8 protein-coding genes are annotated in these 13289 nt (G+C 44.0%); 3 read left to right on the forward strand and 5 right to left on the reverse strand.

The annotated features are described in order from the left end of the window. Window positions 1-21: 21 nt before the first annotated feature. Entirely contained in the window at window positions 22-705 is a 684-nt protein-coding gene (locus JRG66_RS14155) for an N-formylglutamate amidohydrolase (protein WP_265163414.1), read from the forward strand. An 8-nt stretch (window positions 706-713) separates the two neighbouring features. On the opposite strand, the gene JRG66_RS14160 is transcribed toward JRG66_RS14155, so the two are convergent. After that, entirely contained in the window at window positions 714-1127 is a 414-nt protein-coding gene (locus JRG66_RS14160) for an OsmC family protein (protein ID WP_265163415.1), read from the reverse strand. A gap of 174 nt (window positions 1128-1301) precedes the next feature. After that, window positions 1302-2180: an AraC family transcriptional regulator gene (locus JRG66_RS14165; protein ID WP_265163416.1), complete on the reverse strand. Its 879-nt coding sequence runs from the start codon at window positions 2178-2180 to the stop codon at window positions 1302-1304. Between the two features lie 219 nt (window positions 2181-2399). On the opposite strand from JRG66_RS14165, the gene JRG66_RS14170 reads away from it, so the two are divergent. After that, the gene (locus tag JRG66_RS14170) at window positions 2400-2984 is read left to right on the forward strand and encodes a T9SS type A sorting domain-containing protein (RefSeq protein WP_265163417.1); all 585 of its coding nucleotides are present in this window, start codon (window positions 2400-2402) and stop codon (window positions 2982-2984) included. A 72-nt stretch (window positions 2985-3056) separates the two neighbouring features. Here JRG66_RS14170 and glgB read toward each other — a convergent pair whose 3' ends face one another. The 3 genes from glgB to JRG66_RS14185 all read right to left on the reverse strand — a co-directional run bounded on the left by glgB (window position 3057) and on the right by JRG66_RS14185 (window position 11271). Beyond that, window positions 3057-5039: a 1,4-alpha-glucan branching protein GlgB gene (gene glgB, locus JRG66_RS14175; protein ID WP_265165460.1), complete on the reverse strand. Its 1983-nt coding sequence runs from the start codon at window positions 5037-5039 to the stop codon at window positions 3057-3059. Between the two features lie 939 nt (window positions 5040-5978). Beyond that, a complete protein-coding gene (treS, locus tag JRG66_RS14180; RefSeq protein WP_265163418.1) occupies window positions 5979-9278 on the reverse strand; it encodes a maltose alpha-D-glucosyltransferase in 3300 nt (1099 codons plus the stop codon). Between the two features lie 13 nt (window positions 9279-9291). Then, entirely contained in the window at window positions 9292-11271 is a 1980-nt protein-coding gene (locus JRG66_RS14185) for an alpha-1,4-glucan--maltose-1-phosphate maltosyltransferase (protein ID WP_265163419.1), read from the reverse strand. 192 nt (window positions 11272-11463) lie between these two features. Between JRG66_RS14185 and treZ the strand changes: the two genes are divergently transcribed. After that, window positions 11464-13284, forward strand: coding sequence for a malto-oligosyltrehalose trehalohydrolase (gene treZ, locus JRG66_RS14190; protein WP_265163420.1), 1821 nt, complete (start codon window positions 11464-11466; stop codon window positions 13282-13284). Window positions 13285-13289: the final 5 nt, after the last annotated feature.

The raw sequence follows: 13289 nt of genomic DNA on the forward strand, positions 1-13289 counted from the left end.
TAATGAGTTTAAAACTGAAATATGAAGCTCGTATTAACTTGTGAACACGCCGGGAATGAAATTCCGCAGGAATATGAAAACCTTTTTTCAGAAGCAGCGGAAGTACTGGAAACCCACCGGGCTTATGATCCCGGAGCACTAGACCTGTTTAGGAAACTCTCGCTGCTGGCAGTTTTCGGGCAGGAATATATGATGAGTCGGCTCCTGGTAGAACCCAACCGTTCCCTGGGGCATGCGCAGCTATTTTCAGAATTCACGGCACAACTTCCGGGGGCTCAAAAAGAGCAAATTCTGGATGACTTTTATCTGCCATACCGCAACTACGTTGAGAGCAGGATTGGGGATCTTATTTCAGCAGGAAATGAGGTGCTGCATATTTCGGTTCATACTTTTACACCTGAATTGCACGGGGAGCAAAGGAATGCTGATATAGGATTGCTTTTTGACCCCGCCCGCAGTGCAGAAGCAGATTTTTGCACAAAATTTAAGAACAGCATTCTTCAGCAGGATAGAGATCTTAGGGTGCGATTCAATTATCCTTACCTGGGCGTGGATGACGGTTTTACTACTTATTTGCGCAAACAATTTTCGCAGCATTACCTGGGAATAGAGCTCGAGGTAAACCAGGCTTTTGTTCAAAAGGGAACAATGAAAAAGCGCCTCAAAAATGACATTTTTGAAGCGCTTTTTAAACTAAAATTGTAATTGTGCTTTTATCCGTTAAGGGTGGAATCGAGCGTGATTTCGGTGTTGAGCAGTTTGGAGATAGGGCAGTTCTCCTTGGCGTGCTTTACCAGCTTATCAAATTTCTCCTGCGAAATTCCAGGCACTTTTGCGGTAAGGATGAGGTGGGACTTCCTGATGGTTCCGTCTTCAAAAGTGATCTCGCATTTTGTCTCGAGCTCTACAGGATTGAATTCCTCTTCGCTGAGATTGGCCGAAAGCTGCATGGTAAAACAACCGGCATGTGCCGCGCCAATGAGTTCTTCGGGGTTTGTTCCCTTTTCATCTTCAAAACGGGTGTGGAAAGAGTAAGGCGTCTTTTGCAGGACCTGGCTTTGGGTAGATAAATTTCCTTTTCCTTCTTTAATGGTGCCGTTCCAAACGGCTGTTGCTTTTCTTTTCATGCTGTTGGTTTAGGTTTTAAGAGTATTAAATTATATAACAAAGCGGTAGCGAACATGTTACTGCTATGGTCTCACAGTACTTTGTCAAGTTGGCCCGAGAAAATTACTTATCTTCTTTAAGATTCCCCCCGGACTTTTGAAGGTACAATATTCTCACAAAGAATGAGCCTATAATCAGGTTAAAACTACCTTAAGTTCATTCCTGTAATGGGAGGGGGATTTTCCCGTGAATTTTTTGAACTGCTTATTGAAATGGCTAAAATTGTTGAATCCACTCTCAAAACACACTTCGGTAATGCTTACCTGTTTCTCATGAAGTAACTTGGCGGCGTGTACCAAACGGTATTCGTTTACGAATTGGGTAAAGGTTTTTCCTGTTATTTTCTTAAAATACCTGCAGAAGGCCGGTACGGTCATGCTTACCTTACCTGCTACTTCTTCAAGGCCAATGGAACGCTGAAACTCTTCTTTTACAAAGTTGAAAATGTTATTGATCCGGTGGTTGTCCTGTAGTTCGGTTTCCAGCAGAAAACCCTTTGCATTTAGTACAGAGTATTCTGTGGATTTTTCCATGAGGTGCAGAATTTCGAGCAGTCCAAGAAGGCGTTGAAAGGGAGGTTTATCTTCAAGGGCTTCCATTTTTCCCCCAATATCTTTTTTAGACCGGCCATTATAAACTATTCCCATTGTAGCCTTCTCAAAAAGGGCTTTTATGTTCTTAGTTTCGGGGAGTTCAAAAAAACTACCTCCCAAAAAGTCGGGTTTCATCTGTATCACTGTTTCATTTTCGTTGCCGGTGAGGCCATCGGTAAAACCACAGTGCGGGAGATTTGATCCTATGAGCATAAGATCTCCATCGCGGTAGTAAGAGATATGGCTCCCAATTTGCCTTTTGCCCGCCCCTTTGTTTACGTAGACCAGTTCAATTTCGGGATGATAATGCCAAAATGTGTGCTTCCTGTTTTGGTGGTGCTTATTATAGGTTCTGTACAGAATTGAACTTCCAAAAGCAGGCTCTATTTTTTCCAGTTCGGGTTTTACATTTATATTCATAAACAGGATAAAATTTTGAAATAAATTTAATTCGTGTAAAAATACATTACTTCTTCAAAATTACCCTTTACATGTACATATTTAACTTAAAACGTTGTAGTTGATAATAGTAATATCAATTTTAGACATATTTGTGCCAATTATGATCTATTTACAGACCTAATAAGCGAGTATGTTTGTTGTGTAAAATTTAATCTATTAACTAAAAAAGTGAAAATTATGAAAAAGCTAAAACACATCGCAGCAATTGTTTTTTTCCTTTGTACTTACTTTTATGCAGGTGCTATGGAAAAAGAGGAGGAAGTAAGATTGAATGGAGAGCAAACTTTGTTGATAGACCTTACAAATTTAAATCAGGGAACTGTTATTTTATTTGAAGATCAATTTGGGGTTACTCTTTACAAGGATGACCTGGTTACAGGCGGAAAATATAATAAGAGGCTTGACCTCGAAATGGTGCCGCCGGGAACCTACTTTTTAAAAGTGGATAAAAGATTTGCGACAAAAACCTGGAAGATTAAGAAATCTGTAGAGGGTGTAAAAATCCTTGGAAGTTCCTTTACTATAGATAAGCCTCATTTTCGGATCCAGGAAGAGATCCTGAATGTTTATGTTGCCAACCCCGAAAAGCAACCTATAGACATTATAGTGGAAGATGATTATGGAGTGGTTTTGACCTCTATCAAGGCTTCCGCTAAGAACTTTGAGAAATCTCTGGACTTTTCAAGGGTTCCGTCGGGAGAATATTTTGTGAAACTTCACAAGGGAAAAGAAGAATTTATTGAAAAGGTAGTTATTAACTAAGGATCAATCACTACTTAAAAAAGCTGCCCCGGGATTTTCCGGGGCAGTTTTATTTCTGAAAATAAAAAATGACTAGGCCTGTTTCAGGTAAACCACACCCATGGGTGGAAGTGTAAGGGATATAGAATTGTCTTTTCCGTGGGCCGTAAGTTCTGTGCTTTCAACTTCCCCTTCGTTTTTCACGTTACTTCCGCCCAGGCTGGCATCGTCGCTGTTAAAGATCTCCTTCCATTTTCCTTCTTTTTCAACACCAATCCTATAATTCTCCCGGGGCACGGGAGTAAAATTACACACCACCAGAATATGGTCTTTTGGGTCGTTGCCTTTTCTTAAAAAGCTGATGATGCTATTTTCTTCATCTTTGATATCAACCCATTCAAATCCTTCGTGTGAAAAGGCTTTTTCATACAGGGCGGGTTCCTTTTTGTACAACTCGTTCAGCACTTTAAAGGTCTCCTGGACTTGCCGGTGAGAATTCTCATTGGTTAAATGCCACTCCAGGCTCGAATCGTGATTCCATTCGGTAGTTTGACCAAATTCTGCGCCCATAAATAAAAGTTTGGTTCCGGGGTGTGCGTACATGTAGGCATACAGCGTGCGAAGGTTGGCAAATTTATTCCAGTCGTCACCCGGCATTTTATTGAGGATAGACTGCTTTCCGTAGACCACCTCATCATGTGATAGTGGTAACATAAAGTTTTCAGTAAATGCGTAATTCGAACTGAACGTAATGGTGTTCTGGTGATATTTCCTGTTGATAGGGTCTTCACTAAAATATTTCAGGGTATCGTGCATCCAGCCCATCATCCATTTCATCCCAAAGCCAAGCCCCCCGATATAAGTGGGTTTTGAGACCATGGGCCAGGCGGTAGATTCTTCGGCAATGGTCACGGCATCGGGGAATTCCTTGTACACCACTTCATTGAATTCTTTAAGGAAACTAATTGCCTCAAGATTCTCTCTTCCGCCGTGTTCATTGGGTTCCCATTCACCTTCTTTTCTGGAATAATCCAGGTATAACATAGAGGCCACCGCATCAACCCTTAGGCCATCGGCATGAAATTTATCTAACCAGAAGACTGCGTTGCTTATAAGGAAAGATCGTACCTCGTTGCGGCCATAATTGAAGATATAGCTCTGCCAGTCGGGGTGAAACCCTTTTTTGGGATCGGCGTGTTCATACAGGTAAGTACCGTCAAAATAATGCAGGCCGTGCAAATCTGAAGGAAAGTGGGAGGGAACCCAGTCAAGGATCACCCCAATGCCGGCCTGGTGCAGGCTGTCTATGAGCTTCATGAACTCCTGTGGAGTACCAAAGCGGCTCGAAGGTGCAAAATAGCCGGTAATCTGGTAGCCCCAAGATCCAAAGAATGGATGTTCCATCACGGGCATGAATTCTACGTGGGTGAAGCCCAGTTCTTTGATATACTCAGGAAGTTGTTCAGCCAGCTCTAAGTAAGTGAGTGACCTGAGGTTATCTTCGGGCACACGCTTCCATGAACCCAGGTGCAGTTCGTATACCGACATGGGCCGGGCCTGTCCTTCTTTTTTCTTGCGGTCTTTCATCCACACTTTGTCTTTCCAGGTATTCTCCAGATCCCAGACCACAGAAGCTGTGTTGGGCGGAGTTTCCCATTGAAAAGCAAACGGGTCTCCTTTATCGGCTTCATAGCCGTTGTTTGACCTTATAAAATATTTGTACAAACTGCCCTTTTTGGCACCCGGGATGAACACTTCCCATATCCCTGAACCATCCCAACGGGCTTTCATGGGGTTAGAATCCCTGTCCCAATTATTGAAATCTCCTACTACCGCAACTTTTTCGGCATTTGGAGCCCAAACAGCGAAATAAACCCCCTCGGTGCCCATATATTCCATAAGGTGGGAACCTAATTTGTTGTAAAGGTGGTAATGTTTGCCTTCGCGGAACAGGTGAATGTCAAATTCGGTTAGTAAAGTAGCTTCAACAGGCTTGTCTGAAGATGATTTTTGCTCTTCTTTCTTGTTGGTAGCCAGATCTTCCACCTGTTTTTTAGCCTTTTGGGCAGCTGTCATTACTTCCTCTTTATCGGGCAAAATCTCTTCCACTTTTTTCTTTGCTTTTTCAGCCTTCGGAATTAATTTCTCGGCAAAACTTCCGGCGGCATCCTTCATGTTTTCAATGTCTTCAGCATCGGGCAGCAGGTCTTTTGCCTTTTTTTCGAGGTCATTTTTAGTGCTTTCTTTTGGAGTGACTTTTTTCTTGATAGCATCGGCAGTGTCTTTGGCTGCGTCTTTTAGATCTTCGGAAGGCGAAGTGTTGGGCAACTTCATTTTCTCTTCGGCACTAATGCCCTCTACTTTCTTTTGACGAGACATTTTCTTTGCAGGTTTCTTTTCTGCTGCTTTTGCAGCCGGTTTAGATTCCTTTTTCACCTCAGATTTTTTGCCTTTTGTTTCCGAAGATTTTTTGCTTTTTCTGGTTCCGGTCTTTTTCTCGGGACTCTCTTCGGGGGTAGTGGTTACCTTGCTTGCTGGCGCTGCAACATCGGGCACCTGCTCATCAGTAAGCGGTTCCTTGAATTTGGCAGGCCTGGAAGTTGTTCCCGCATTTTTCTTTCCTGCGGAAGTTTTCTTCGCCTTACTTTTAGGCTTCGGACTGGCCGCAGCATCTGAATCGGGCATCTTTGTCTTTGGCAGACCGGTCTTTAATTTTGTGCTTTTTGACTCCTTATCTGATGCGGTTTTTTTCTCTGAAGCTGTTTTTGAAGTTCCCGACTTTTTAACAGCCGTGGTTTTTTTAACAGCAGGTTTATTGGAAGCCGTTTTCTCTGAAGCCGTTTTCTTAGCCTCGGCCTTCTTCAGAGTTTTTTTACCTACACCTTTTGGCCCTTTTACTTCCCCCGATTCTTCAGCAGATTTTTTGCCTTTATCCACGGGAGCTTTGGGAGCTTTTCCGGTGTCAGAAACATTTTTATCTATATCTTTTTTATTGTTTTCTTTCTTAGCCATGATTTATTGTTTTATACATGATTTAATTCCCCTTAGCGGGATCAAGACCCAGTCTGGCCGGTTGTTCAATTCGTAGTTCATCTCGTAGATCGCCTTTTCAAGCAGGAAGATCTGCATGAGGATCTCGGTATCGTCCTCATTTGGCGGAATAAAGTCATTTTCGCCTACGTGCTCGTAGTAGCCTTTGAGGAACATTTGGGTGACCAGGTAATACCAGTTCTCTGCCCAGATATCTAGGTCGCCTTCTTTGTTGTGATCGTCAAATTCAGATTCTATGATGCTGCTGTAAGCGGCATAGTGGAAAGAGCGAACCATACCGGCCACATCACGCAGCGGCGATCTTTTTAATCTTCGTTCACTAAAAGACCTTGCGGGTTCGCCCTCAAAATCTATGATCACAAAGTCTTTACCTGTCCATAGAACCTGCCCAAGATGGTAGTCGCCATGGGTCCTTATCTTCATGATAGGGATCTTATGGTCGTAGACTTTTTTAAAGGTGTTGAGCACTTCAGTTTTCATATCAAGCACTTCCTGAGCTTCTTCCCGTATATGCTCCGGAAGGGTTTTTATACTCTTCTGAAGGTTTTGGAAAGCATTTCGGGTAAGCGATTGCAGGGAAGAGAACAATGACCTCTGGTAGTGCAGAGAAAATGGTTCAGGTTCAAAATCCTTTTCCATAGGGTTTGCTGCCAGTGCTTTGTGCATTTCGGCGGTTCTTTGGCCTAACAAGAATATCCTTTCAGGAAAAACAGCGCCCATTAATTCTTTCAGGTTTTCTGAAAGGTCCTGGTAAGAAAGCGGTTTAAGCGTATGTTCTACCGGCTCAAATTCCTGGTCTTTCGGGAGGGTGAGTACCCTGTCAAAAAAGCGGTTTAGCGCATCTTTTGTATAATCCCATGCATCGCCCTGGTTGGGCACAAGGTCCTGCATCATTCCCAGTACAATGATGTTCCTGGGGTCGGGTTTGTACTCAATTGCACCCACAAATCGGGGGGAGTTTTTGTATTCTGTTTTTTCAGTGAGATAGCGGGTGATCTCGAGGTCTGGATTGATGGTATTATCCAGTTTTCGGTATAATTTTAAGAAGTATTTATTGTCAAAAATGAGCGAGGTGTTGCTCTGCTCGGCATTGAGGATCTTGGAGTGTACCTTTTTCCCTTCGGCTTCAAGATTTTCTTCACTGTGGTAGAAAACCAGGTTGCCGCGGCCGCTCTTCAGCCTTCTTCCTTTTCGGATATTTCTGAAAAGCACATTTCTGAAGTTCTCGCTGTAAACCGAATCAAAAAGATATCCTTCTTCACCATCTATCTTCAGTTTGGCAATAATTCCTTTGCCGGGGATTTCTTTGAATTCATCTTCGTGTTTCGGACTTAAAAATCCGAGCGGAAGCTGATAAACTTCCGGCAGGCCATCATTATAGCTCACTTCAATAGTGATTAAAGTTGAAGGGATATCTTTTACGGGTATGTCTACCTTGTTCACCACAGAGATACTCTGAATGACTCTGGATTTGCCCCCAAACCAGCGACAGGTATTGAGGTAGCCCGGAAGAATACTTTGTTCTAATTTGGTCTTGGTCTTATTGTTTAGAAGTTGCTCCCAGTTGTCTATACTTAATACCGGCGTTTCTGACTGTGCCACATGGCCTTCCTCTTTTTGTAACTGGAACCAGTAATAACCGTGGGGCGCCATGGTAAACAGGTAAGGGTGTTCGGTGATCCTGGGGAATTTGTTATGGCTGAACACTTCTACCGGAATATACCCTTCATAGGCCTCAAGATCGAGTTCGGCAGCCTGTGGAAAGCGGGAGAGGTTCCCCAACACAAGTATGTCTTCATCTTCATAAGTCCGCGTGTATGCTATGATCTTTGCATTGCTGGGAGAGAGAAAATTAATGTCTCCGCGACCAAAGGCTTTGTACTTTTTTCTCATGCTTATGATCCTCTTCATCCACCACAAGAGCGAAGAAGAATTCATTTGTTCGGTCTCAACGTTGATGGATTCGTACTTATATGCCGGATCTATAATGACCGGCAGGTAAAGCTTGTGCGGATTTGCATGGGAGAATCCGGCATTGCGGTCTGATGACCATTGCATGGGCGTTCTCACCCCGTCACGGTCTCCCAGATAGTAATTGTCTCCCATACCAATCTCGTCTCCGTAATAGATCACCGGGGTGCCGGGAAGGGAGAAGAGCAGCACGTTCATCAATTCTATTTTATTGCGGTTGTTCTCAAGCAGTGGAGCCAGCCTGTGGCGTATCCCAACGTTGATCTTCGCCTGCGGGTCTTTGGTGTAGACCTTGTACATGTAATCCCTTTCTTCATCGGTCACCATTTCGAGGGTCAATTCATCGTGGTTCCGAAGAAAAATTGCCCACTGGCAGTTCTCCGGAATTTCCGGAGTCTGGTCAATAATATCCATAATGGGATAGCGGTCTTCCATCTTGACCGACATGAACATCCTGGGCATAATGGGGAAGTGGTAGTTCATATGGCACTCGTTGCCTTCCCCAAAATACGCTGCCGAATCTTCTGGCCACATATTGGCTTCAGCCAGCAAAAGTTTGTTCTCGTACTTCTTGTCTACATGCGCTCTTAACTTCTGAAGGAATTCATGCGTTTCCGGCAGGTTTTCACAGTTTGTGCCTTCCCTCTCGAAGAGGTAAGGCACGGCATCAAGCCTGAAGCCATCCACACCCATATCAAACCAGAAGTCAATTACATCAAACACTTCCTGCTGCACTTTTGGATTATCAAAATTCAAATCGGGTTGATGACTAAAAAAGCGGTGCCAGAAATACTGTTGCGCCACCGGGTCCCACGTCCAGTTAGAAGGTTCGGTATCTGTAAAGATGATTCGGGTATCTTTATATTTGGTAGGGTCATCGGTCCATACGTAGTAATCCCTCTCGGGAGAACCTATGGGGGCGTTTCTTGCTTCCTGAAACCACGGGTGCTGGTCTGACGTGTGATTGATAACCAGCTCGGTAATGATCTTTAATCCGCGGCTATGTGCTTCATCAATAAGCTTTTTGAAGGTGTCAAGATCTCCATAAGATGGGTTAATGCTGTAGTAGTCGGCAATGTCATAACCGTCATCCCTAAGGGGGGAAGGGTAGAATGGCAGCAGCCATATTGCTGTCACCCCCAGGTCTTCCAGGTAGTCCAGCTTTTGCAGCAGGCCTTCAAAATCACCTATTCCGTCACCATTGCTATCAAAAAAGGCTTTAATATGAAGTTCGTAAATAATAGCATCTTTATACCAGGTTTCCTGATCGCTCGCTTGAAGTGGTTTGATCATCGGTTTTTATCTTTTATTGGATTGGTTTTTTAGTTTCTACTTTTAAAATATGTGCGGGTATGGCCCGTGGGTGCAGCTCTACATAATTCCATGCATCCTGCCATATATAGCTGGCGCCTGTTAACAGGTCTCTCACCGAATAAGATTCGTGCGGGTCTATTTGAAGCCTTTCAAGCGGAACTTCAACCCAACCCGACTGGGTATTGTGAGGATCGAGGTTCACTACAATGATCAACCTGTTCTTTCCATCCTTATCTACTTTAGAATAGGAGATCAATTTATCATTGTCGGTTTTACAGAATTCAATATTCCAGGTGGTTTGCAGCGCCTCGTTCTCATTCCTAATCCGGTTGAGGATGCTTATCATCTCTTTAATACGGGTATTGCGGTGCCAGTCCCAGTGATAGATCTGGTATTTTTCTGAATGCACATACTCTTCCTTGCCGGGATAAGGTTCGTTGAGGCCAAATTCAAAGACAGGTCCGTAAAGGCCATAATTGGAAGACATAGTGGCCGCAAGGATGAGCCTTATTAAAAATGAGGGCTCTTCTTTGTGTTCCAGGGAAATTGGAAGTATATCGGGGGTATTGGGCCAGAAGTTGGGCCTGTAATACTCCCGCACTTCAGTCTTTGTAAGTTGGGTGAGGTATTCTTCAAATTCCTCTTTGGTATTTCTCCAGGTAAAGTAGGTGTAGGATTGGTTAAACCCAATTTTTGCCAGTTCCTCCATTACCCGGGGGCGCGTAAAAGCTTCCGCTAGAAAAATTATCCCCTCATGCTTTTTGTTGATCTCGGCAATGCACCATTCCCAGAAAAGAAAGGTCTTGGTATGCGGATTATCAACTCTAAAAACATTCACGCCTTTAGCTATCCAGAATTCAACTATACTTTTCAATTCTTCCCACAGGTTCTCCCAGTCTTCAGTCTCAAAATTTACCGGAAGCACATCCTGATATTTCTTCGGCGGATTTTCAGCGTATTGCACTGTACCGTCTGGTCGCCATTTGAACCACTGCGGGTGTTCCTTTACATAAGGATGGTCTGGCGAACACTGGATGGCAAAATCCAAAGCGATCTCAATCCCCAGGTCTTTGGCCTTCTTCACTAGGCTGGTAAAATCTTCCATGCTCCCCAGCTCGGGATGTATGGCTTTATGGCCTCCTTCGCTGGCACCAATGGCCCAGGGTGAACCCGGATCTCCTTCCTCGGCTTCGGTAGCGTTGTTAAGTCCTTTTCTATGGCTGTGCCCAATGGGGTGTATGGGCGGAAAATATATAGTATCAAACCCCATTTTTGACACCTCAGGCAGTATGTTCTCGCAATCTTTAAAGGTTCCGTGTCTGCCTTTTTCGGGGGAAGCAGATCGGGGAAAGAATTCGTACCAGGCACTAAAGAGTGCCTTTTTCCTTTCTACCCTTACTTCGAGTATCTTATCATAAGGAAAAGCCTTGTCGCGGTTACGGGATTCATACATGGCTTTTGAAGCCGAATCACTCAAGGCTTCAGACACAGCTCTTTGCTCATGCTCTTCATCCCTGAATAGGTCGAACCAGTTTTTTAGCTTTTTCTTGTTGGGGGAAGAGGCGCGGGCAAGGGCTTCTTCCATTAATTCGGCTCCTATGAGGAGTTCGGTCTTTAGATTTTGATTGGCGGCTGCTTTTTTCTCCAGGCTGTCCTGCCAGGTGGCAAAATGATCTACCCACGATTCTATGGTGTATTCGTACACCCCGGTTTCGGGCAATTCAAAAGTTGCGCTCCAGTGGTCGTTTCCCTCAAAGATCATCGGCTTTTCCTGCCATTTCTTTTCACGGCCCCTGCCTGTTCTTTTTTCGCGGAAGAGCAGCACCGCGTCCACCTTGTCATGCCCGTCTCCAAAAATGTCGGCTTCCACTTTTATTTCTTCTTCTATTACTCTTTTTATAGGATATTTTCCGCAGTCAATTTGGGGTTTCACATTTCTTATACTCACTCGCTTGTGACCTTCAATTTTCATAGGGTATATTTATTGGATAAATGGTTGATTATTTCCCGAAATGCCTGTGATTTCGGGTATTCCTGCATTCTAAAACACTTAAATTTAGGCAAGTATATGCACACCCTTAGTTAAAAAACTATTAAACATTAAATCTTCCATTTTATCCTTCTTAGCTTTGAGTGTATTTGAAATTCAGGAAGAAAGAAACCTATGGGAAAGAAAGTTGGTGCAGTATATAAAGGACATGAAAAAGTTGAATTTTGCGTATGGGCACCTTTTGCCAAAACTGTTGAAGTAGTATTTGAAAAATCTAAAAACGCCGAAGATCTTATTAAAGATAATAAAGGTTACTGGTGTAAAGAAGTAAAAAATGTTGCCCCGGGCGACACCTATAAATTCCGCCTCGATCAAAAAGATGAATTTCCCGATCCCGCTTCCCTTTCCCAACCGCAGGGTGTTCATTCGTGGTCACAGGTTATAGACCACAGCGCCCATGAGTGGCAGGATAGGGAATGGAAAGGCAGGCAGCTTTCTGAAATGATCATTTATGAGCTCCACGTGGGCAGCTTTACCAAAACAGGGACTTTTGAAGGCGTTATCGATAAACTCGGCCACCTGGAAGAACTGGGTGTAAACACCATTGAGCTAATGCCCGTGGCCCAGTTTCCCGGGGAGCGCAACTGGGGGTATGATGGCGTGTACCCCTTTGCAGCACAGGATAGCTACGGCGGAGCGGCCGGGCTTAAAAAACTTGTAGATGCCTGCCACGCCCAGGGTATAAGCGTGATCCTCGATGTGGTTTACAACCATCTTGGCCCCGAAGGAAACTACATTTCCCAATACGGCCCTTATTTTACCGATAAATACCATACGCCCTGGGGAAGTGCTTTAAATTTTGACGATGAATATTCAGATCAGGTGAGGCAGCATTTTATTCAGAATGCGCTCATGTGGCTTGAAGGTTTCCATCTTGACGGTCTCCGCCTCGATGCCGTTCACGAGATCATCGACAGGGGCGCAAGGCATTTTCTGAAGGAATTAAGCGAGAAGACCGACGCACTGGAAACAAAGACCGGAAGAAAATATGTGCTCATTGCCGAAAGCGACCTCAATGATACCAAATTAATAAGAGATTATGAGCACGGGGGCTTTGGGCTGGAAGGCCAGTGGGTAGACGATTTTCACCACGCCCTGCACACCATCCTCACCGGGGAAGACGCAGGTTATTATACCGACTACGGAAAAATGGAATTCCTGGCCAAATCTTTTAAACAGGCTTTTATCTACGACGGAATTTATTCGCCCTTTCGCAAGCGCAGCATCGGCAATGCTCCTGCCGGGCTTGAGCCTTCCCATTTTGTGATCTGTATCCAGAACCACGATCAGGTGGGGAACAGGCTGCTGGGCGAACGCTTCGCTGAGCTGCTGAGTTTTGAAAAACAGAAGCTCGCTGCCGCCACCATGCTCAGCGCGCCATTTGTGCCCATGCTTTTTATGGGGGAAGAGTTCGGGGAAAAGAATCGTTTTCAGTATTTTGTGAGCCACGGCGATGCCAGCCTTGTAAAAGCAGTACAGGAGGGCCGAAAAAGGGAATTCGAGTACTTCTTTCACTCTCATTCTGAAGTCGATTTTCCCGATCCGCAGGCCAAAAGCACTTTTGAAAATTCAAAGCTCAACTGGCATTTTAAGAAAGATGATCAGAAAAACAAGCTGTTTAATTTTTATAAGAAACTTATAAAGCTGAAAAAACAAGGGGCTTTCGGGCTTTTTAGCCTCCAAAATGCCACTTTTGAAGCCGATGAGGACAAAAAACTCCTGAAGGTTTCAGCAAAGGATGAAAATTCAGTCTTAACCGGTATTTATAACTTCGGAAGTTCAGAGTATTCAGAAAAAATTTTAGAAAAAATACCCCCCCGGCCCCTCATCTTTTCTGCAGATAAAAAATGGGGTGGAAATAAGGATTCAAACGAACTTTTTGATTCAGGAAATATCATTGTACCTGCAGAAGCGGCAGTGATTTACAGGTCTTAAAAATA

Source organism: Salinimicrobium tongyeongense (assembly GCF_026109735.1).
Lineage (GTDB): Bacteria > Bacteroidota > Bacteroidia > Flavobacteriales > Flavobacteriaceae > Salinimicrobium > Salinimicrobium tongyeongense.